The organism is Fusibacter fontis (genome assembly GCF_055378735.1).
In genome coordinates this window covers 3068362-3089807 of sequence record NZ_AP042445.1, presented here as the reverse complement: position 1 = coordinate 3089807, position 21446 = coordinate 3068362, and the positions used below count along the sequence as shown (strand labels likewise).

The following is a 21446-nucleotide window of genomic DNA, read 5'->3' as shown; positions in this document are numbered from 1 at the left end:
AATCCAATAGTTAATCCAGCGTTTTAACTGCAACATCGACTATTTTTTCGCTAAACTGCGAACTGGAATGTTTTCTTAATTCCTCAAAAGCCTGTTCTTTGCTGAGGGGAATTTTTCTATAAGATCGTGCCGATGTCATGGCGTCATACGCATCTGCAACGCTGAGTATCAGCGCAGACATCGGTATATCTTCTAGAGACTTTCCATAAGGATACCCTGAACCATCTGGACATTCATGATGGCATAGAATGATTTTGGATACAGGTTCAAGGAATTTTACCCCTTCAATAATATTATGTCCTACCTCTGGATGTCGCCAAATAACCTCTCGTTCTTCCGGTGTCAACATCCCCTCTTTATTTAAGATATGATATGGAATCGCAACCTTTCCGATGTCATGAAGAAGTGCAGCGAACTCAATTTGTTCAAGGGATGCATGATCCATTTCCATGGCTTTTGCAATTGCAAGCGCATATTCTTTTACGCGATCACAATGGCCTTTGGTATACTCATCATTGGCTTCTATTGCATTTGAAAGCGCGCGAATGGTTTGTTTCCAACTATCATGTAAGCTGTCTACCATCTCGCCGAGCGAGTCATTCATAGCCGTTGTTTCTTCATAAAGTGCTTCTATTTCCATATACTGATGTGCTATTTCTGCTTTTCTTATTGCCAAATCATTATGCTGTTCGTAGAGTCTTTGACTCATCTCATTAAATACCACTCTCAATTTTTCAACTTCTGAACTCTCGCCTCTTTCACCAGCAATATCCCTTGGTTCAGAATCCAGGTGTTCAAAATTGAAAACTTCCATACTTTTCACTACGCGATCTAGCGGAGAAAACAACTTGTGATCCAATCGCTTGACATAAAAAGATCCCAACGTTTCAAAGATAACAATAAGTAGCATTGAAAGACCGATAATTGTCCACTGAGTTTCACGTAACATTTGATTAGACGCATAAAGAACAACCCACCAACCCGTTGCTTCATCTTGATTTGCGTACACTTCAATATTTCTCACAAAATACGGCTTAAATAGCTCCTTCTCAAGCAAAATTTGCTTTTTATGCTTATTGAGTTCTGAAAGAATTTCTGTCTCATCCTCAAGCTTACGGTTGCCATTTGAAGCTAAGAGATTGCCCTTTGAATCGACTAATAATACCGCAGTGTTTTCATTTAACTTTAAATGATTACCGAGTTCTAAAATTTCATTCATATCCACATCTAGCCCAGCTACACCAATAAAGACGCCAGACATATTTATGACTTTTTGTGATAAAGTAATGCTCTTACGCTGAGGGTCGAGGGCATCTACATATGGATCAGAAATATCAAACACTTGACTCGATTGAGAAATACTTTCGTACCACGGTCTGACTCTGGGATCGTATCCAACAGGTAGATCAGCGGCATTTTTGCTAAACATCATGCCATTTTCAAGTCCAAGCGCCATACTGCCTAGTACGCTATATCGTTCATCGTATCGACTGATAACAGCATCGATCGATGCTTTGACTTCATCCTGATTTTCTGGCATATTCGTTAGAGTATCCAGTGAATTTTTAATAATCGGATCATCTGAAAATAGCATCAACATATTTTGATGATACTCGATAAACGAACTGACATGGCTCATGATAATCCCCATGGTATTTTCCAAATAGTGTTCTTTTTCTCGTTGATAAGTAATTGTCTGCGTCAGATAAAAGAAACTTGCCAATACCACAATGGGAATCGTAATGGTTATGTAAAAATGTTTTCGAATCATATAGTGTAGTGAACTATTTTTATTCGTTCGTCTCATAAGCGATATCCTCTCATACATATTCATATACAACTATTACCCCTATTTAGCATCGCTTAACGAAAATAACCTAAGGAGATAAAATTATCTGCTTAGGTTATTGAATATATGACTAAAGGTCGCGTTTTGATGTTTATGGTTTGATCGTTTCTACATGCTGATTAATCATGCTTCCCAATCTAACTCTAAAGATGCACGATGCATCAACTCCACCATGAGTATATAGGAAACAAGCGACAATAGGGCAACGAGGATAAATATAAGTGGAATGGGAAATAGAATGACAACATACATGAGGATCGTTGCAATCAAATATAACTGCCATCTCTTACTCGTAACAATTGCAAGCTCTGAGAGCCCAGATTTGTCAAATTCTTCAGACAAACCCGAACAAATACAGTAAACCATCGATAACATCGCCACAGTAGATGCTAAACCAAATAGCAACACGCCCCAAGTCCAAGTTGAGTTAAATGTTGTAATTTCAACGCTAAACAAGTCAAAAAATGATACAAAAATCATCACAAAGGCAATTTTTTTAGCTTTTGGATAGAATTCGTTTCGATCTTCCACTAGCGCTAATCCACTGAAAATCGAAAGAAATCCAATAAAATCAGGCAGAATATCAAACCCGCCTATGCGAATGTCAATAAAGAACAAGAATCCCCATAATAATTTTTTATAAGCCAAGATCGCCTCCTACTTCTTTTTCTTCCAAACAGTCGATACCGCATAAGGCCTCATGCCAATACTATAATAAAATTGTTGTGAGGAACCTACATAGACGTATTTAGCGCCAAGCTCTTTAACGCGCTTGATGCCTTCTAGTACCACTGCTTTTCCAAGTCCCATTTTTCGATAGTCCGGATCTGTCGCAACAGGTTCAATGACTGCAAATCCTGCAGATGAATCATACCACATACCGCAATAGCTTGCAAAATGTCCATCTGGTGCTACTACTGCCACTTTTAAGTTTAAATCGACATTGGGACGAATCATCTCCGCATCTACTGCGTGTTTTTTTTCCTCTGTGTAAACAAACGGTCCTTCTCCATTTAATTCATGATTAAACCCTTTCCAAAGGACTCTTAAGTACTCATCTTGACGATAAGCCTCTTTAAGAGATGCTATTTTAAACCCTTCTGGCAAAGAATAGACGGTCGATGTTTGAGCTGTATAAAAGATTGCATCCGCTTCTCCATCTTTGCTTGGTACAAATCCCATTTGTTCTGCAATATCTTGAAACACTCGATCATTTGCTGCAATAATCACTTCATATGTATCGCCGTCACATAAATTCTCCATAGCATATGTTAACATATCTTTTTTAATATGCGCATACTCAGGATATGTTAAACAGTACATACATCCTAATCTCGTATCAAACGTTGCAACGCCTACAAGACGATCGTTATCTTCCCAAAGACCAATTTTACCGATTGCCTCACAATCGAGATAGCTGTGAGTCGTCATCCAATCCCACCTTGCATACGTAAACTCACAATAGCCGAGTTCAATAAAAAATTGTCTCACTTTGTGATAATCTTCCGTAATTCCTGGTTGATTCGTATAATGTCTAAATTGTATCATGCGAGTTATCTCCTTTAATTGATTTTACAAAACACACAATTCGATTGGCTTCTTTAAATCCAGCCCCTGTGTGAAATGCAATACTGTCTTCATTGATGAGTTCACAATCTGATGCAAGTTCGCTATATCCTTTTGCTTCCGCCCATCTTTCAACAGCTTCTATTAGCGCAAGGGAATAGCCCTTTCTTCTGCACCATTGCTGTACATAAATGCCTTCAATATAAGCAACTGGTGAACTCTTTGTTCCTTCAACATAGTCATTTCGCGTAGATGCCTGTACAAAACCTACGGGCATTCCAGTATCGTAGCAAATAAAACATTGCTGCGTCTTGTCATGATGGATCTCCATAAACTCTTGAAGTCTCCGATTAAAATTACCATGAGGCCAAAGTTTATTTGCTAAAAAAGCCGCTTGAAAAACCGATTTTTCAGACATGGGTACAATGATCATTTGATCCTGATAATGATCTAAATCATACTCGAGTTGAAGATCATAAGGTTCTTTTTCCGCCATTTTTGCATGAATTTCAAGAGCTGGAACGCACCCCATTGAGCGATAAAAGTTCTGGGTATTCTCGCTAGATGAGGCCGATATATAGAGCTTTGATGCTTTTTTTTGATTTGACGCCTGTTTTTGCTTTGCTTCTATTATCACAGCCTTAAAAAGATCGCGCCCAAGGCCGTGTTTTCGGTACTCTGAAGAAATATGAAACTGTGATAAAATCCTATACTCAGATTGAGCACCAAATGTTTCTCCTTCTAGCGCTGCAAATCCCACAATTCGATCATCCATCAACACGGTAATCACAGTCCCACCAGAATGCATCACTTGATTGAGTTCACACTCTGTTAATTCAAGTTCTTCTTCATCCCATGCTTCCCGATAAGACACATCACTCAGTTCGTAGTTATCACCTTTTCTTCGCCAAGCTTTTGTAACCATTTCATCTCGACTGAAGGATTTTAGGCTATGTTTTTCCAATGGTGCACTCATAATTTGAATCATTTAATCCCCCCCTTGTCAAAGTATCACAACATCATTATTCTAGCACACTTTTATATTTGATATCATTTCTTCAGCATTAAAATCACATTAAGATTTCAAGTCAAAAAAACACAGCTAGCGCCTAAACTAACTGTGTTTAACAAGTACTTTTTTTAAAAAATACGTTTCGAAAATTTCGACTACCTGCGGATCAAACTGTGATGCGGAACACCGTTTGAGTTCAAGGAGTGCTTTTTCAGGAGATAATGCTTTCCTATAAGGTCGATTTGCAGTCATCGCTTCATATGCGTCAGCAACTGCGAGAATTCTTGATGTAATAGGTATTTCGGCTCCTGAAATTCCCCTTGGGTAGCCAAGACCATCCCACCGTTCATGATGTGACAACACACCATCTGCAATTTTAGAATACGTATCTGCAGCCTTCAAAATATGATAACTAATTTCTGGGTGTTTCTTAATTTCTTCATACTCAAACTGTGTCAACTGCCCAGGTTTATTTAAGATGTCGCTATTAATGGCGATTTTACCTATGTCGTGCATCAGTCCTAAAACTTCCAGTTCTTTAATCTGATCTTCCGGGAACCCCATGAGTCTACCGATTTCAACGGCGATTTCGCTCACTCTTTCTGAGTGAATTTTTTCTGTTTCATTGGTTCCGTAAAGTGTTTCAATCAGCATGCGAATCGTTCGATTTTTCATACTTTGACTTTCGGTGAGTTTATGCCGATACATATTGTCTTCAGCCGCCGAAAATACTTCTTCAATACTTTGATCCAGTGTGGTTCTCGTCTCAAGACCAATCGACACAGAGATCACCACTGTTTCAAATGTTTCTTGATCGACTGCTTTTATTATGCGCTCAGAGATTAATCGAGCTTCAACTTCTGAAGTTTTAGGGAGTAGGATTACAAATTCATCGCCGCCGATTCGCGCAATGACTTCCCCACTTCGACATTCACGTTTTAATAATTCAGCAACTTTTTTAAGCAGAAGATCTCCCATTTCATGGTCAAATGCATCATTGGTTAATTTAAGGCCATTGACATCTAGCATCGCCAGTGACAAAGGCAAGTTGCGTTCCGTATTGAGGCGTTTGAGCTCTTCTTCAAAAAAGTGTCGATTGTATAGGCCGGTTAACCGATCGTGATAGCTTAAGTACTTGATTTTTTCTTGCTTTTCTTTTTTTTCGGTACAATCGCTAAATACAATCACCATTCCATTCACGTGATTGATTTCATCTTTAATGGGCGACATGCTCATTTCAATTGGTATCACATCACCTGTCTTGCGTGTTAACTGCACTTGATCGTCCATCATCACATGTAAATCGTGATCTCTAACCTCATTAATAATCGTCTTAACCGACATATGAGAAAACTCATCTACCACTTGAAATACACTCTCAAGCGGCTTCCCATGTGATTCTTGATTGGTCCATCCCGTCAAATACTCTGCGACATGATTCATAATGACAATATTACCAAATTTGTCAGTGGATATCACGCCATCACCGATAGAGTGAAGTGTCGTTTTAAAAAGGGTACGCTCGCTATTTACCATGCGTTCGAGTTGCTTTCTTTGTGTTATGTCAATATGACAACCTACCATTCTGACGGCTTGATCTCCCTCCCATTCGACGACACGTCCAGAACAAATCACCCAGAGAGTAGCGCCGTTTCGATGATGGTATCTTAACTCACTATAAAACGGAATTTTTCCATGGCTATCAATATGAGATTGATACAGTGTGTTCAACTTAGTTTGATCTTCTTTATATAATAAATGCTGCCAGACTTGTTCTAAACTTAGAGATTCATCTACGTTATACCCAAACATCGATTTAAAAGAAGGGCTGAAGTAGAAGATTTTATTTTTAAAATCAAAATCCCAATACCCAGATAGTGTATCTTCCAAAATCATCTCTAAGAGTTGTCTCTCGTGTTCAATCTTCTCTTGCGCTTCTACTGAAAAAGTGATGTCTGTAAATAAAGTAACAAACTGCCCGGGAAACGGACAATAAACGTTGACGCTAAAATGTTTTTCCAGTTCACTCGAATAATTTGAAAGGGTCACTGGCTTTCCTGTTAGAGCAACTGCACCATAAGCCTGTATCCAGTAATCTTCTAATCCCGGAAGCATGGTTTTAGCCGTTTGATTTTTAATTTGACTCAGTTTTAGCCCTGTAATATCTTCAAATGCCTTATTCACCTCTAAAAAACGATAATCCACTGGATTGCCAGCATCATCTAATATGATTTCATGAAAAGCAAATCCCTCATTCATATTGTCAAAGAGCGCCTTAAATTTTTCTTTTTCATTGCGTTCATTGACTTTTGTTTTATTGACAAAATAACTGACACTTAACAGAACCAATATGAGTAAAGTCAACGTTCCAATAATAAAAAGACGATTCGTTTCCACTGCTTTCTCAGCCAATTTTTTCTCAGTAATATCGTGAATGACAGAAAACAATAGCTTGTTATTACTTTCTCCATCTACAGGTGAAGAGTACACTTCAACATCTCTAACGGTACCATCTTTCAGTCGATGTTTAAACTCAAAGTAGTTACGTTTCTCCGTTAGAGCATCTTGCATTTCAGCTTTTATTTCAGTAGAATTTAGAGTATTAATTTCATTGATATTCATTTGTATTAATTCAGCTCTTGAATAACCATAAAAATCTTCTGCCGCAGCGTTTGCATCGATTATTTGTCCCGTTTCTGAATCGATGACCATCATTATCGATTGATGATTTTCAAAAATCATTTCATGACTCAACTCGTGATCATCTGCATAAGACATCAAGGGCATTTGAATTATCATCATCATACTAAATAAAATCATCCAAATATATCGGCTCGTGGTCTGTTTCATTCAAATGCTCCTTTCTATAATTGATATAAATTCTCATTCAGTTTCACAAATATGCTATACCCATTTTCATAAGTATGTATCATAAAAACAGTCAAAAAAAATCTACTCACTTGGACCGGCTCCCTTAATCATAAGGCTCTCTTCCAAACGAATAGATTAGAAAATTGCATAATTCTTATTTGTGAGAATCTCAATTTTAAAATGGCGTGATTGAGCCATTTTAATTTTATCAACACATGATTTTCACACAGAAAAGGTAATTATGCAATTTCCACAGATATTAATTTTCTAATATTTCAATGTTTATTTTTCTTCAAATGAATATGCTCTTGCACTTCACTTTCTATATAACTAAAAATTTGATGAATCATGGATTCGTACGAATGCTCTGCAATGAAATATGGCATATTTTCTTGTTCACATGCATATTTCAGTTCGTGATGCGCACAGATAAAATACTCGAGTGGCCTGTCTTCCTCGTAGAGTCGACTCTCAATGATATTGCGGCATTTCAGTATTTTATCCGTAAAATTTTGTTGTAAATAGGACTCGGTAAAACACATGAAGATCGGTACAATTTCATTTCGATAAATCGGTTCAAATTCTTTTAAAAAACTCGGTTTCACATACACACCTTCAATAATTAAGTGTTGCTGATTTTCAATTGCCGTCATGACGATGCCTTTGATAACTGGCCATATTTTTATCGTCATCTCTTCATCCGTAATATCTAATCGAAACTCTTCGGTATCCAACCCCCTGATGAGTCCCATTTTGATATGATCCATCGAGTAATACGTCATGTGATATTTTTTCATGAGTTGTTGCGCCAACAACGTTTTCCCTGAACAACTTGGGGCGCTTATTAGAATCACCATTATCATTACTCCTATAGATATAATTTGTTTAGTTTGTTTACTTCCGTTAATTTGAATCCTTTTTTTCTGCTCTGACAAATTCTCCGATTTTTTTATCTTCCACCAAAATATGATGGATCAACCAATCTTTAATGAGAAAATTGATCTCTAGAAGCTCTTTATTGCTAATCTGATTGCGCTTATTTTTAGCTTCTAGTGCATTTATTTTCTTGCGAAATGCATCATGTAGCGCAACTTGATCCTTTAAATAAGGGTACTGGATATCTCTCATATAGATTTCTTCGTTATTAAAATGTTTTATCACATATTCTTTCAGAAAATTTAACAAAGACTCATAAAGCTCATGTCCCTTTCCTAATTGCATAATTTGATAAAGATGTTCAAATTCCTCAATTATTTGCTTATGTTCTCGATCAATACTCTCAATTCCAGTCTGATAATCTTCAATCCATTTTAACACCGAAGCCACCTCCATACCGCCGCTGTTCAACCAATGTTTTGTCATTATTTTAAATGTCTTTCATATCTCAGCAATGAATAAACCTTGTGAAATTCCAATATAAATAATGCAATTAAAATCGTTAAATATCGCTTTGTTATCACCATAAGTCCAATACATAAAATTAAAATCAATACGGACAAAATCTTATTATTGGGATGATTGATTACATACCTTCCACCGATAGTTTGTCTTGGTTTTTTCGCCACCTGTATATAACACTTCTCATGATATGCCCTCGGAATGACACCAGCTCCAACGACAACAAGATCTTTCTGAGTCTTAATCTCACCGCTACATTTTTCGCAATAAACCGCTTTATGTTTCATTCGGTTCCCTCCATCTAAATAAATACCTAAATTACTCAATTGAAAACAAATTCATAACTCATCCTATTCCAAATGGTATTTCAGATTTCATATTATACATCAGATTCCATATTATACATCAATTTGATTATCTTCTATCTGTTTTTAAAATAGAATACCAAGCGGCATCGCATATGCCTTGATTGTTCTTATCGGAAGACCGCATGGTTCCTTCATATTGGAGTCCGCATTTTTCCATAACTTTACCCGACCCAATATTTCTTGGATCAAAACGCGCATCAATTCGATTGAGTTCAACTTCATCGAACAAAAATCGAATCACTTCTTGAAACGCTTCTGACATGATTCCTTGATGCCACCATTTTTTCCCGAGGCAATAACCGATGTGCGCACTTTCAACCTCTGGTGTCAACTTAACGACCCCGATGGTTCCAATCAATTTCCCAATAGATTTAAGTTCGATTCCCCAATCAAAAACATCGGGTTGATCATATCGACCTACGACAAATTCCACATATCCTTTTGTCGCTTCTACATCTTTGTGTGCAGGCCATGTTAAAAACTTCGTTATTTCAGAATCGCTCGCCCAGTGATGAAACATGTCATCCGCATCATCTCGAGTGATTTTTCTTAATATAAGTCTCTCTGTTTCAAGCGTTTTTGTTCCTAAAGCATTCATGTGTTCCCTCCAAAGTCATTATGTGAATAGGAATTGTTTTTTCTCATTTAGATAAATAAGCACCATCTCACTCCGAATCGGTCGATAAAATCTGCCATGAGTGCGCTGTAATCACATGGGCCTAACTCATTATAGATCATTGCTTCTATTTTTAACACATCATAGGCTCTTTTGACCTTCTCAACTTCGGACGGTTCATACTGTAAACAAAATTGCATCACATTTCCAGATTCCGTTTTATCTTCACTATATGACACATCTGAAATTGCCAATACCGTACCATCGATGTTGATTTCAGCATGATAGTATCCACCATTATCTGATACTACATAAAATCCTAACTGCGCATCAAATGCTTTCAAATATGTATCGACTGCGTTTTGACTCTCTTTTACATATGCTTGCATCATGGATCGTTTCATAACAACTCTCACTCCTTCTTTGTATTTTACTGTAACCAATCGTCCTACTATTTTTGAAACAGTTTCAATATGTAAATGACATACGTGCCATTTATTATTTTATCATATTTATCTGAAGCAATTCCAAAATTATCAACACCTATTCAAAAAAAAATCCAGTTTTCTCAAATAAAAAAACTGGAACTCACTTTAAGGTTAGAAAATTGCATATGACATCTTTCCATGGTCATTACAACTTAATCGTCATGACGACTGCTAAAATCATTAACACACTTCCCCATGTATAACTAACCTTATTAAAAACGCTGATGCGCTTTTCTATTTTTAAATACGGTATCATGAGCAATGTGTTGATCAAACTTTCAAATATAAGAAAAGTCATAGCAGGATAAAATCCACTTGTAACGAGAGCCGCAGGAAGTCCCCATAGCGAAATCACCATTAAGTGCAACATAAAAATGCTTCTCCAACAAAGGCTCATCGCTCCAAAAGATGTCCATTTAACGTTTAAATTGCGCGTTTTCAGAAATGATAGAATCACTCCAACTGCGAGTCCTTCATATAAAATACAAATTGCTGGATTGATGATTCGTATCGGTATATTGGATGGTACTAGAAAATCCGAACATTTGATAAGAGCTGCAATCACTGAAATCCAGTAGACTGATTTCACATGATTTGTCGCTTTATACACTTGATGCATGCAAGCAAACGCAACAGGAAACATTACAAACCCAGGCAGACCAGGTATTGCAATTGCTGCAAGGTGCACATAATATCCGATAACCGCTTCACATAGCCCCCATACAGCGCCCCAAAACAAGACCATCTTCAAAGCCCTTCCCCCTCTCTGTCACCTTTTATGAGCGACTTCATAAACTGATTAAATAAATTGACCATGACCTCACTCCTGTATTCGGCTACAGACCTTAAATCATCTACCGGATGAATGGTTTCTCGAATCAAACTCTCGAATAACTGTTCATCATATGAATTGGGATTTTCATAGATCAATCTTTCCAGTTGACGCGCTCGTACAACCGATGGCGATACAGCACCGAAAGCAATGCGAATATCCTTTATGCAATGAAACTCTGTAAAAGCCAAGACCAGAATTGAACACTTACTAATTGCATTGCTCTTACGTTGACCCAGTTTTCGATAGTAAAAAGAATTAAACGCCTCTCCGTTACAAGCCTTAATCGGTATTCGTATTTGAGTCAATAGTTCATTGGGCTGAAGAATTGTTTTTTTAGGCCCGACAATAAAATCCTGAATCGCTACCACGCGCTTGCTTTCATAGGTCATCAGCTCGAGTTCCGCATTCAGTGCATATAGAACGGGTAAAAAATCCCCAGCAGGCGATGCGTTACAGATATTGCCACCCATCGTCGCTAGATTTCGGATCGCCTCAGATGCAATTTCTCGACACACGGACTTGATAAAGTCAGGAACGACATCGGAATGAATCATTTCATTAACCGTCGTACCCGCCTGTATCAACAATGTCCCCTCTGATAATTCAATTCCCTTTAAAGTATTTAATCGTGAGATATACACGATATTTTGATCGAAGTTTATCGGACAACCCGACGGTGATTTGTACCGAACCATTAAGTCGCTTCCCCCTGCAAAAACAATGGCTGAATGCGTTTGAAGATACTTAAGGGCATCCGTTAATGAGGTAGGTACATACGTTTCTACCATAATCCATCACCTTCTTCTGACGCTTTTAAAATGGCGCGCGTAATCATGTCGTACCCCGTACATCTACAGAGGTTTCCACTCATAAACCTCTGAATTTCATCCTTTGTAGGATGCGGGTTCTGAATTAGCAATGCATGTGCTGCCATGATCATCCCCGGAGTACAAAATCCACACTGAACACTACCTTCTAATTCAAATGCAAATTTCAACACATCAAACTGCTTGGTTTCTCTGAATCCTTCAATGGTCATCACATGTCGATTTTCTACTGCCTCAACTGGAAGTAGGCAAGAATTATACAATAGTTCTTCCATTAAAATAACGCAAGCGCCACATTCACCCTCAGCGCAACCTTCTTTAGTTCCTGTGAGTTTCAATGTATCTCGCAGGACATCGATCAAACGCATCAGTGGATCGACTAAAACACTTGTCTCAACTCCATTTAAATTAAACGTTATGTTTTTTTGAGTATCCATGATGCACCAACCCCCTTATTTTTTCTGGTGTGATCGGCAATTTTGAAATCGATACATCCAGTGCATCTTCCACGGCTGCAGCATAAGCAGGCGCAACGCCTAAAATCGTTAACTCGCCCAGTCCCTTTGCTCCAAAAGGCCCATAATCATATGGATTTTGAATGCATTTGCTTTGGACAACTGGACAGTCTAAAAATGACGGAATCATATATTTTGAAAATGTATTGTGCACAACACGTCCATTTTGAAGTTCCATAACTTCCATCTGAGCATACCCTAACCCTTGAATGACGCCACCGTCAATTTGGCCTTTAACAATTTTTTCATCGATGGGATTTCCGATGTCATATACCGCCCAAACGCCCTTTACATCCACTTCATAAGTGCATGGATCAACCTCAACCTCCACAACATTTACTCCCCAAGAATACTCAGGATACGCATTTCCTTTGAAGTGTTCGTTGTCCCATGTTAGCTCCGGTGGGTAAACATACCGTCCAGATACCTCAAACGTGCTTTCCTGCCATCTCGCTTTCATTTGTTTTGCCAAATCATATAAGATTTTTCCAACAATCATCATCGTCCGAGAGGCGACAGTTGGACCTGAGTTTGGACAAGTATCTGTATCAGGATACGTATGTTTTACTTGTTTGACAGGAATATTCAACGCATCTGCAACAATTCTTGCAAGTGTCGTCATAGAGCCTTGTCCAATTTCTGTACTCGATGCAAAAATTTCCACCGTATTGTCTGGATATTTTACCAAACGCACTTCCGATTTTAGCAGTTCTTTTTCTCCACTTCCGGTAAAACCACACCCGTGGAAAAACACGCTATATCCGATACCACGATGTTTTCTTGAACGGTTTGAAGCTGGGTTATATAAAACGGAGTTGAGTTTTTCCCTAAAAGAAGACATTTGAATGATTTCATCCGTCATTTCCTCTAACTTAATGGGACTCAATAACACCCCTTCAGTTGAAGACGTATCTCCTTGATGAGAAAAATAGCGCGATTTAAAATCAATTGGATTTAAGTTGAGCTTCCTTGCAAGATGATTCATGTGCATCTCTATTGCAAAAAATGCTTGAGGGCCTCCAAATCCCCTAAAAGCACCACTCACTACATGATTGGTCTTATAGGCCTTCGCACGAAGTCTCAAGTTAGGAACTTGATATACGCCAAAAACGGAAAAACTCAACCGCTGTAGCACCACACTGGACAAACCAAAATAGGCACCCATATCCATGGAAATATCTGCGTCTTGTGCAAGAATTTCATACCGCTCATCTAAGTAACTGGTGAGCTTTATCCTACAAGGATGCCGCTTCGTGGTACATTCCATGTCTTCTTCTCGATCATAAATCAACTTAACTGGATGATGTATCACCTTGGCGGCTAGAGCTGCATGTACGGCTGGAATTGATGGAAATTCTTCTTTACCGCCAAAACCACCACCTGTGGGCGACTGTATAACTCGAACCTGATCTGGGGGAATCTGTAATGCTTGCTCAATCGCTTCTTTGATGTAATAGGGACATTGCATAGACCCCTTAATGATCATTTGGTTCATTTGTTCATCATAACGCGCGATAATGGATTGCGTTTCTAGATATGCTTGCTCTTGTAATCCCGTTTCAAAAGTGTCTTCAAATATATGTACGGCTTTTTCTTTTGCACTGAAAAAATCTCCTTTTTGATAGGCATAATCTAAATCTGGTTTATCTAGCATAGATCGGTTTTGAAATACTTCCTCGAGTGACGTCACTGCGGGAAGATCTTCATACTCGATTTTAATTGCATTCAAAATCGTTTGAATCGTCAATCTCTCTGGGCCAACTACCAATAAAATCGGCTCGCCAATGTAATTTACCTCTGTATCCGCCAAAATCGGCCAGTCATTGTACACAACAGGTACATAGTTTTCTCCAATGATTGATTTTGCTGTGATAATGGCATAATCCCGTTCAAGTTCGGGAAACTCGGCTAAGTTTGGTAAGTGGATACTCAAAATCTTTGCCTTTACGCGACTCGAACGCAACGTTTTCACATAATAAAGACCTTCTTCATATAAATCACCCGTATATAGCGCTCTACCCGTTATTTTGTCATCAAAATCAAAACGCTTATTTTCATGTTGAGCAAGCACTCGATAATAGGCCTCAAACGTATCGATATCGACGAGAACATTTGAATCGGACACCTTTTGAACAAAAGGGGATTCGCTGTATATAAATTCTCGAAACGTGCGAATGGCATGCGGATGAAGTTCTAGCATCAAAAGTAATTTATCAATACTGGACTTCGCAATAAGCACAGGGTGACCCGTTTGATGCTCATACTTTGGAACGACGATGCGATGATTGCCTTGAAATGCTGATTCTAACATACGTTGGTAAGTTTCTACTGAAACAAACGGACAGTCCGCTGGAATCATAAACGCATACTCGCAAGACACCTGAGAAAGTCCCTTTATCACAGACGAAAACATCCCTTTGAGATAGTCTTCATTTTGTAACAGCTGAATTTCCTTTTGCTCAGACTTCCAGGTTTCACCTGTGGAACTGATCGTATATTGATTGATTAATTCACTTAGAACTTCTGAATCATTTCCTAAAATTACAGTGACTTTATCGCAGACTTTGAGCATGGTTTCTAACGTGTGAATGATCAACGGTTTCTTCTCGACTACTAATGTCAATTTGTTGATCTCAGCAGTTCGAGAAGATAATCCCGCAGCTAAAATAACGCCTTCAACTGATTTCATAAAGAACTCCTTAATTCATAGGGATGAAACTAAATGACGGTACATATTTACCCAATAAAAAAAACAACTCACATCTGTGAATTGTTTCATCGTCATACAGTATTCAATGTTTATATTCGCATTATAAAAACATACAAACGACGCCAAGAAACGTGATGAACGTTCCAATGACTTCTTTAAGCTGAATCGACTCTTTCTTAATCCAAAAGGCATATGGGATCAATAAGATGGGTGTTATAGACGTCAAAGTCGATGCAACACCTGGATTGATCCTCTGAACGGCAAATAATGATAAAGATATCCCGAGAAATGGTCCAAAGAACGATCCAATCGTCAAACTCATCAAGGCTTCTTTCACTTTAAATGACTGTGCATAAGTTTTCCAATGATTTTTTATCGTAAACAACAGTGCAAATCCAATAATTCCAGCAATTAAGCGAATTTGAGTTGAAGCAAATGCATCATAATCACTCATGCCAAACTTTCCGATGATATAACCTGCCGCTTGACCAAATGCGCCTAAAAATGCAAATGCAATCCCCTTTACAGGATGAGAAAATACGATTTTCTTATCTGAACCTTCCCCTTTTGAGACGAGGATAACAAGTGCAATCCCAATTAAGGTGATAAACATGCCCACAATCTGTAAAAATCTCATGGATTCCCCAAGAAAGACATAGGCAAGAAGTGCACTCAGTGGCGGTACGCTTGCATAAATCAGCATCGCGATTCTCGATCCAATCAAAACAAAAGACTCAAATAAGAATAAATCACCCAATACAATCCCGACAAATCCAGACATAAGGAGCCAAAACCAAGCTGAACTACTTGCGTCTATTGGCAAAAATTGACCACGTGTAATGCCGGTAAAAATAGATAAAAACAAAAGTCCAATAAGTAATCTCGATAAATTTAAATTTAACGATCCAATTTTTTTCGCACTACTCTCAAAAGCAGTCGCTGTAACTGCCCAACACAAAGCCGTAGCAAGTGCTGCGATTTCACCAATATACAAACTCAAATTCATACAACCATCCTTATACACGCATAGTCAAACACATAATATGTCCTTATTATACCAAAAACATTTCGTATTGCTAATTAATTTTTTGTTCATTTTCAATATTGTTTAAAATTCCTATAATCGGGCATATACATAGCTGTTACTATGATTTATTAGGAGGCGATATCATGCTAAAATTTGATGAAAAATATCTCTATGGCGTTGTTGAAATGGATCGCGAGCACCAAGAATTGATACAGAGAGCAGACGATCTGATGGAAGCCTATCAAAATAATGACCCTGAATCAGAAATATTAAAGCTCCTTGCATTTTTAAATGAATATGTTAACATCCATTTTAAAAACGAAGAAGCTCTTCAAACTCAATTTAATTATCCAGATTATGAAAATCACAAAAGCATTCACGATGATTTCAAAGTGAAAGTAGCTGAATTATACCAAGATGTCCAAGAAAATGGGTTACAAGTGCGAACGCGATTTAACATTAATTACTTATGCTTTGAATGGATCATTCACCATATTGGTGAAGAAGATCGAAAACTCGCTGAACATATCATAGCGCATTCAAAATAACGGAATCTTACTGAGTCACATTTAATATTGATCGCTTTATCAGTTGAAAAATCTGTGCTTCAACTGATTCAAGATCAGATAAAACCGCTTCACCTAAGTACATTTTCATTCTTTCTTTATAATAATCTGATGAAAATGAAAACTGATAGATCATAAAAATGTTATCCATGCAAAATGCAGCAACTCGCGCATCCACAAGTGGACTCACACTTCCTTGTGCCTGCGCTTTTTGTATTTTTTCACTCAAAATAACTGGCGTTACTTGTTCAATTTCATTGGACAACCTTTGAGAAAGTGGCGCTAAAGCTTGTGTCGTTAAATCCAAATAAATTTGGTTCAATTGAGGATGCTGAATGGCAAAATGTCGAGATGTCTCAATCATCTTAGCAATACAGTCGAACACGTCATTACTGGTTTGATCAATTTGTGTCAAAATATCCACCATGAGAAAATGGCCTTCATTGACAATGGCTAAAAACAAATCCTCTTTTGATGAAAAATAACTATACATCGCTCCGATACTTACACCCGCATTTCTCGCGATATCATTGATACTCGTTGCACTATAACCTTTTGAAGCAAATTCGTCTAGCGCAATTTCAAGTACCTTTTTACGTCTTTCTTCAGATGTCTTATCAAATGCTTCTTTATGAAATTTATGATCTCTCGTTTGAATTTTTAATTCTGCCATGGTCACCTCAACTGTTGCTGGTTGCCTTCACTTTCAATATCACGGGGAGTTCAATCACCGTTGCAAGTATAAATAATAGCATCGGTAGAGTCACATCGCCGGTTACATGCTGAAGCACCTCAAATAAATACACGAAAACAATACCAGAAATTTGTCCCATTAGCAAGATAATTCCTAAAGAGGTTCCTTCTTGAATTGGATATGCGATTTCAGATCCATGTTGAAATAAAATAGGGGCAACACCCATAATAGAGAATCCTGCAATTCCCGCAATAATAGTGAGAGTCATGTAATTAGATACAAATGTAAAACCCACATAGACTGGAATTAAGATGAGAATGGAACCGATGAAAAATGGTTTTCTCGTCCCTTTCATATCTGAAATAATCGGCAATAGAACTGCTCCAATGACGCCCGCCACTACAAACACACTTCCCACAACACCTGCTTGTGCCGAACTGACGCCCCTTGGAATCAAAATTGTTTCAAGTAGGGTTAACACGGCATTAAAGATTCCAATTGAAATAAAACACACCACTAAAATCGTAATATAGCTCCGATTTGAAAGCAATTTTTTAATGGTGCGAACACTTAAATCTTCACTTGACGGTTGTGGACCCGGTGGTGGCACTATAGGTTTTTCTTTTGTAAAGAGGATACTTACTACCGCCGAGATCACCGCTATCCCCGCGAATACTTGAAGCACAAAGGGAATCCCTTCCTTATCAGCGAGCAAAGGGGCTATAAGCATGGGAATTGCAAATCCAACATACTGTGCCATGGTGAGGATGCCTGCAGCGGTTGATCGTTCATTGGCAGGAAACCAATTGGCTGGAACTTTTGTTGAAATATTGAGCAAAAAGGGTTGTCCAATGGCAATCAAGAATTGTGAGACGAGCATGATGGTGAAGTCTCCAGAAAAGCTCGCTCGTACAACTCCAAACACAGCTGTCAAGAGTGCGCCAATAATCAAAGACACTCTATAGCCATAACGATCCACGACCCAAGAGGCCGGGATAGAAAAAATAATGAACATCACCATATAACTCATTGAAAACAAGTCAACACTTAAACTGCTGACTTGATAAGTTTCTCTAACCATGCTGCTAATCGGTGCAAGTGTCAACCACATCATTTCTGTCGAAATGATCATCGGAAAAATAGCTGCTAGTATCACCCACCTGTATGCTGAAATTTCATGTTTTGTCTCAATTATTTTCCTAGAGTTGTCTTTAATTGCTGTGTCCTTTTGTATCATGCGTCTCCTCCTTCATTTATGAAGTGCGTCTTTTGATAACTTTTGGAACATCATTAAGCTTGATTCAATAATCTAAATGTCTTTTTATTGTTTCTATATAACTTTTTAAAGGCGATGAAATTACGATCATGAATGCGTTTATTTTCATTATTTGGCGCATATGTCTTTAGAACTTGCATCATTTGACTCGCTTCAGATAAATCTTTGATTGCGCCAAGTCCGATTCCCACGATGATGGCAGCGCCTTTAGCGCCAACATTTTGAGGATTCTCGATGGTTTCAATAGTTCTTCCTAACACATCTGCGAGAATTTGACATGTAAGTTCTGAAAGCGCGCCTCCCCCTACAAATCGTATATGACTCGCCGTCTGAATTTTACGTTCTTGTGCTTCAAGCTGCCATCTCAAATGGTAACAAATTCCCTCTAAAACCGCATGAATCATATCGCGTTTTCCCGTTTCTAAGCTTAGGTTAAAAAACATCCCCCTTGCATTGGAATCTTCAAACGGGCATCGATTCCCGTGTAACCAAGGTGTGAAGATAACCCCGTCACTTCCAGCGGGTACGGATTGAATTTCACTCATCATAAAGTCGAACAAGTTTTGATAAAGGCTATCTGCTGCATCTGACACACTGACTTTGTCTAAGTATATATTGATTTCATCTAGTGCCAAGTGATCTTTTACCCATTCCAAACACTTACTGGCTGTCTCGAGTTCCGAAAAATAATGATACGTCGCATCATTTGCGCCCACGATGGACGCAATCATCGACTGTAAATCCACGATTCTTTTGTCAACTACCGTCGAGACCCAACCTGACGTTCCAGAATAAATATGCGTACTCCCGATCTCTACAGCACCAGCTCCAACACCAATCAATGATGCATCACCACCGCCCCCAAATACCTTTGTTCCTTTTAAAAGTCCAAGTTCTATCGCAGCAGACTCTGTTAATCCGCCCACATATTCGACGGCACTGACTAGCTCCGGTAAATGGGATGGATTGACATCCAATAGTTTGCACATGCGTTGACTAAAAGATGCCTTTCTAGCACGGCTGTCATAAAGCAAAGTCCCAAAAGCGCTGTCTTTTGTCATGATACACCGATCGGTGCATTTTAATATCAGATAATCCTTCACATCGAGCCACTTATGTAGACGTCTAAATGTGTCCGGTTCATGATTTTTTACCCAGTGATATTTCCAAACTGGATCCTTCACACTTGCAGCGACTGCACCTGTAATTCTAAGGGACTGAAGTAAAATCTTGGCATTTAAACCTGAAATTTTGAGCCCTTTTCCAATCCCATTTTTCATTTCTTCATGCGCTCTTTGATCCATATAACTCATGATTCTACGAATCGGTATGCCTTCTCGATCAACTAACACCAATCCTTGCATCTGAGAGCAAAATGAGATGCCTTCAATCGCCTCTTTGGAAATGCCACTCATCTCAAGGACACGGTGAGTCGTGATACACATGGCCTTCCAAATTTCATCCGGATCTTGTTCCGCACCGCCATGCGCATCAATATAAAGTTTATATCCTGCAACATCTGAGGCGATGAGTTTGACGAATTGCGCGAGGTCGAATAGGCAGGTTTTAACACCAGTCGTTCCAACATCATATGTGATGACATAAGTACTCATGACTGACCTCCACGCTTGGATGTCATCTGTTTTGCATATTTTTTAAGATAAACAAATCGCATGAGATGCGTGTCCATCCAGCTTAACGGGCGATTGCCTTGCATCGATTGACCGCAAATATAAGCTTTTGCATTTTTTTCAAGAATCATTTGAACCGCTGAGGTATCGCGCTCATTTTCACCTATACAGATAGCGCCAATCCCTTTAATAAAAACAGCGGATGACTTTTTTAAAGCACGAGCAATGAATCTCGGAACCGGCGAAACAACCCTCACGTTGGTTCCCACGATTTGTGCAAAGTCATCTAAGTACGGCTTAAGCTCAACATTCAGGTTTGAGAACGCTCGAGTAAAAGGTGCATTTGAAAACTGGATGGCTTGCATACTTGATTGGCTTTCAAGTACAGCTTTTTGGATGCGCTTCCATTCTAGGTCATCTAAACGATTTTCATGGGATTCTATCTGAACCAGCAGTGGCTGCTTTTCAAGTTCTGATTCTAAAAACTTTCCGCTCACGTTTTCAAGTTCTTGAGCCGTCTGAAATGCAAATGCATCGCTCTCTCCAAAGCACACCGCACCATGATTCTTCATGATAATCGCATGTCCATCAGACGCTTTTAATGCATCCGCAACTGCTAATCTAAGTTTTTTCGTACCAGGTAACCCATACTCCGCACAGATAACCTGCGAACCTAGGTAAGGACTTTTAAATTTTAAATCAAGGGATTTGAGCCCTAAAGTTCCCACAATGGACGCATTTTCTTGATGTGTGTGAATCACAAACTGTACATCAGGTCGTGCCTTATAAATCTCGGCATGTACCGCCTTTTCACCAGAGGGTTTAATTTCCCCTTCATAACTGAGATCGCTGATTTTAACAATAACGATTTCCTCTGGAGTCATCGTGAGATAATCTCGTCCACTTGCTGTAATGGCAAAGGTTTCCTCATCAATTCGACAACTGACATTTCCCCAAGTTCTCGCAATCAATCCAGATTCAACTAACCGAATCCCCGCTAGAACCACTTTTTCTTTCAGCTGATACACAGTTGTATTGTGATACACATGTGTATTATGATTCATTGTATTTGAAATCGCTGTATCTGAATTGTCTGTATCTGAATTGTCTGTATTTGAATGGTCTATATTTGAATTAACTAAAGCGCTATCTTGCTTACGACCTTTGGTTTCCATCTGCATCTCCTTCGCGCAAACA

General features: G+C 38.6%; 20 protein-coding genes. 1 reads left to right on the top strand and 19 read right to left on the bottom strand.

Annotation, left to right across the window (positions count from 1 at the left end):
• Positions 1 to 10 precede the first annotated feature (10 nt).
• From ACZ41W_RS14040 to ACZ41W_RS13970, 15 genes are all read right to left on the bottom strand, one after another.
• Positions 11 to 1807 (bottom strand): HD domain-containing phosphohydrolase, encoded by a 1797-nt coding sequence (locus tag ACZ41W_RS14040; protein WP_464312617.1) that lies wholly within the window; start codon positions 1805 to 1807, stop codon positions 11 to 13.
• A gap of 165 nt (positions 1808 to 1972) precedes the next feature.
• On the bottom strand, positions 1973 to 2497 hold the full coding sequence (locus ACZ41W_RS14035) for a hypothetical protein (protein ID WP_464312616.1): 525 nt from the start codon (positions 2495 to 2497) through the stop codon (positions 1973 to 1975).
• A 9-nt stretch (positions 2498 to 2506) separates the two neighbouring features.
• Entirely contained in the window at positions 2507 to 3397 is an 891-nt protein-coding gene (locus tag ACZ41W_RS14030; protein WP_464312615.1) for a GNAT family N-acetyltransferase, read from the bottom strand.
• A complete protein-coding gene (gene aac(6') / locus ACZ41W_RS14025; RefSeq protein WP_464312614.1) occupies positions 3384 to 4403 on the bottom strand; it encodes an aminoglycoside 6'-N-acetyltransferase in 1020 nt (339 codons plus the stop codon). Before aac(6') ends, ACZ41W_RS14030 begins: the two co-directional genes overlap by 14 nt.
• A 126-nt stretch (positions 4404 to 4529) precedes the next feature.
• Positions 4530 to 7277, bottom strand: a complete 2748-nt coding sequence (locus tag ACZ41W_RS14020; protein WP_464312613.1) for a PAS domain S-box protein — start codon at positions 7275 to 7277, stop codon at positions 4530 to 4532.
• A 296-nt stretch (positions 7278 to 7573) separates the two neighbouring features.
• Positions 7574 to 8155, bottom strand: a complete 582-nt coding sequence (locus tag ACZ41W_RS14015) for a 2-phosphoglycerate kinase (RefSeq protein WP_464312612.1) — start codon at positions 8153 to 8155, stop codon at positions 7574 to 7576.
• Between the two features lie 46 nt (positions 8156 to 8201).
• Positions 8202 to 8615 carry a bacteriohemerythrin gene (locus tag ACZ41W_RS14010; protein ID WP_464312611.1) on the bottom strand — a complete coding sequence of 138 codons (414 nt, stop codon included), beginning with the start codon at positions 8613 to 8615 and terminating at the stop codon, positions 8202 to 8204.
• 44 nt (positions 8616 to 8659) lie between these two features.
• Positions 8660 to 8983, bottom strand: a complete 324-nt coding sequence (locus tag ACZ41W_RS14005) for a hypothetical protein (protein ID WP_464312610.1) — start codon at positions 8981 to 8983, stop codon at positions 8660 to 8662.
• A 127-nt stretch (positions 8984 to 9110) separates the two neighbouring features.
• Complete coding sequence (locus ACZ41W_RS14000; RefSeq protein ID WP_464312609.1) at positions 9111 to 9662, bottom strand: GNAT family N-acetyltransferase; 552 nt, start codon at positions 9660 to 9662, stop codon at positions 9111 to 9113.
• A 47-nt stretch (positions 9663 to 9709) separates the two neighbouring features.
• Entirely contained in the window at positions 9710 to 10084 is a 375-nt protein-coding gene (locus ACZ41W_RS13995) for a VOC family protein (RefSeq protein ID WP_464312608.1), read from the bottom strand.
• A gap of 229 nt (positions 10085 to 10313) precedes the next feature.
• Entirely contained in the window at positions 10314 to 10919 is a 606-nt protein-coding gene (locus ACZ41W_RS13990) for a hypothetical protein (protein ID WP_464312607.1), read from the bottom strand.
• Positions 10916 to 11791, bottom strand: coding sequence for an FAD binding domain-containing protein (locus ACZ41W_RS13985; RefSeq protein WP_464312606.1), 876 nt, complete (start codon positions 11789 to 11791; stop codon positions 10916 to 10918). The genes ACZ41W_RS13990 and ACZ41W_RS13985 overlap by 4 nt, the downstream gene beginning before the upstream one ends.
• Positions 11785 to 12267 (bottom strand): (2Fe-2S)-binding protein, encoded by a 483-nt coding sequence (locus tag ACZ41W_RS13980; protein ID WP_464312605.1) that lies wholly within the window; start codon positions 12265 to 12267, stop codon positions 11785 to 11787. The genes ACZ41W_RS13985 and ACZ41W_RS13980 overlap by 7 nt, the downstream gene beginning before the upstream one ends.
• A complete protein-coding gene (locus ACZ41W_RS13975) occupies positions 12239 to 15034 on the bottom strand; it encodes a molybdopterin cofactor-binding domain-containing protein (protein ID WP_464312604.1) in 2796 nt (931 codons plus the stop codon). The genes ACZ41W_RS13980 and ACZ41W_RS13975 overlap by 29 nt, the downstream gene beginning before the upstream one ends.
• A gap of 121 nt (positions 15035 to 15155) precedes the next feature.
• Positions 15156 to 16061 (bottom strand): DMT family transporter, encoded by a 906-nt coding sequence (locus tag ACZ41W_RS13970; protein WP_464312603.1) that lies wholly within the window; start codon positions 16059 to 16061, stop codon positions 15156 to 15158.
• A gap of 164 nt (positions 16062 to 16225) precedes the next feature.
• Here ACZ41W_RS13970 and ACZ41W_RS13965 point away from each other — a divergent pair, with 164 nt between their 5' ends.
• A complete protein-coding gene (locus ACZ41W_RS13965; protein WP_464312602.1) occupies positions 16226 to 16630 on the top strand; it encodes a bacteriohemerythrin in 405 nt (134 codons plus the stop codon).
• A gap of 7 nt (positions 16631 to 16637) precedes the next feature.
• Here the strand turns inward: ACZ41W_RS13965 and ACZ41W_RS13960 are convergent, their stop codons facing one another.
• The 4 genes from ACZ41W_RS13960 to ACZ41W_RS13945 are packed head-to-tail and all read right to left on the bottom strand — an operon-like array spanning position 16638 to position 21424.
• Complete coding sequence (locus ACZ41W_RS13960) at positions 16638 to 17321, bottom strand: TetR/AcrR family transcriptional regulator (protein ID WP_464312601.1); 684 nt, start codon at positions 17319 to 17321, stop codon at positions 16638 to 16640.
• 7 nt (positions 17322 to 17328) lie between these two features.
• Complete coding sequence (locus ACZ41W_RS13955) at positions 17329 to 18579, bottom strand: MFS transporter (protein WP_464312600.1); 1251 nt, start codon at positions 18577 to 18579, stop codon at positions 17329 to 17331.
• Between the two features lie 53 nt (positions 18580 to 18632).
• Positions 18633 to 20231, bottom strand: a complete 1599-nt coding sequence (locus ACZ41W_RS13950) for a xylulokinase (protein ID WP_464312599.1) — start codon at positions 20229 to 20231, stop codon at positions 18633 to 18635.
• Positions 20228 to 21424, bottom strand: coding sequence for a class II aldolase/adducin family protein (locus ACZ41W_RS13945; RefSeq protein WP_464312598.1), 1197 nt, complete (start codon positions 21422 to 21424; stop codon positions 20228 to 20230). Before ACZ41W_RS13945 ends, ACZ41W_RS13950 begins: the two co-directional genes overlap by 4 nt.
• Positions 21425 to 21446: the final 22 nt, after the last annotated feature.

Excerpts from the sequence above, each read along its gene's own strand:
- ACZ41W_RS13965 (WP_464312602.1), top strand. The coding sequence starts at position 16,226 with ATGCTAAAATTTGATGAAAAATATCTCTATGGCGTTGTTGAAATGGAT.
- ACZ41W_RS13960 (WP_464312601.1), bottom strand. The coding sequence starts at position 17,321 with ATGGCAGAATTAAAAATTCAAACGAGAGATCATAAATTTCATAAAGAA.
- ACZ41W_RS13950 (WP_464312599.1), bottom strand. The coding sequence starts at position 20,231 with ATGAGTACTTATGTCATCACATATGATGTTGGAACGACTGGTGTTAAA.
- ACZ41W_RS13975 (WP_464312604.1), bottom strand. The coding sequence starts at position 15,034 with ATGAAATCAGTTGAAGGCGTTATTTTAGCTGCGGGATTATCTTCTCGA.
- ACZ41W_RS14000 (WP_464312609.1), bottom strand. The coding sequence starts at position 9,662 with ATGAATGCTTTAGGAACAAAAACGCTTGAAACAGAGAGACTTATATTA.
- ACZ41W_RS13985 (WP_464312606.1), bottom strand. The coding sequence starts at position 11,791 with ATGGTAGAAACGTATGTACCTACCTCATTAACGGATGCCCTTAAGTAT.
- ACZ41W_RS14005 (WP_464312610.1), bottom strand. The coding sequence starts at position 8,983 with ATGAAACATAAAGCGGTTTATTGCGAAAAATGTAGCGGTGAGATTAAG.
- ACZ41W_RS14020 (WP_464312613.1), bottom strand. The coding sequence starts at position 7,277 with ATGAAACAGACCACGAGCCGATATATTTGGATGATTTTATTTAGTATG.
- ACZ41W_RS13980 (WP_464312605.1), bottom strand. The coding sequence starts at position 12,267 with ATGGATACTCAAAAAAACATAACGTTTAATTTAAATGGAGTTGAGACA.
- ACZ41W_RS14030 (WP_464312615.1), bottom strand. The coding sequence starts at position 3,397 with ATGATACAATTTAGACATTATACGAATCAACCAGGAATTACGGAAGAT.
- ACZ41W_RS14040 (WP_464312617.1), bottom strand. The coding sequence starts at position 1,807 with ATGAGACGAACGAATAAAAATAGTTCACTACACTATATGATTCGAAAA.
- ACZ41W_RS13970 (WP_464312603.1), bottom strand. The coding sequence starts at position 16,061 with ATGAATTTGAGTTTGTATATTGGTGAAATCGCAGCACTTGCTACGGCT.
- ACZ41W_RS14015 (WP_464312612.1), bottom strand. The coding sequence starts at position 8,155 with ATGGTGATTCTAATAAGCGCCCCAAGTTGTTCAGGGAAAACGTTGTTG.
- ACZ41W_RS13945 (WP_464312598.1), bottom strand. The coding sequence starts at position 21,424 with ATGGAAACCAAAGGTCGTAAGCAAGATAGCGCTTTAGTTAATTCAAAT.
- ACZ41W_RS13955 (WP_464312600.1), bottom strand. The coding sequence starts at position 18,579 with ATGATACAAAAGGACACAGCAATTAAAGACAACTCTAGGAAAATAATT.
- ACZ41W_RS13995 (WP_464312608.1), bottom strand. The coding sequence starts at position 10,084 with ATGAAACGATCCATGATGCAAGCATATGTAAAAGAGAGTCAAAACGCA.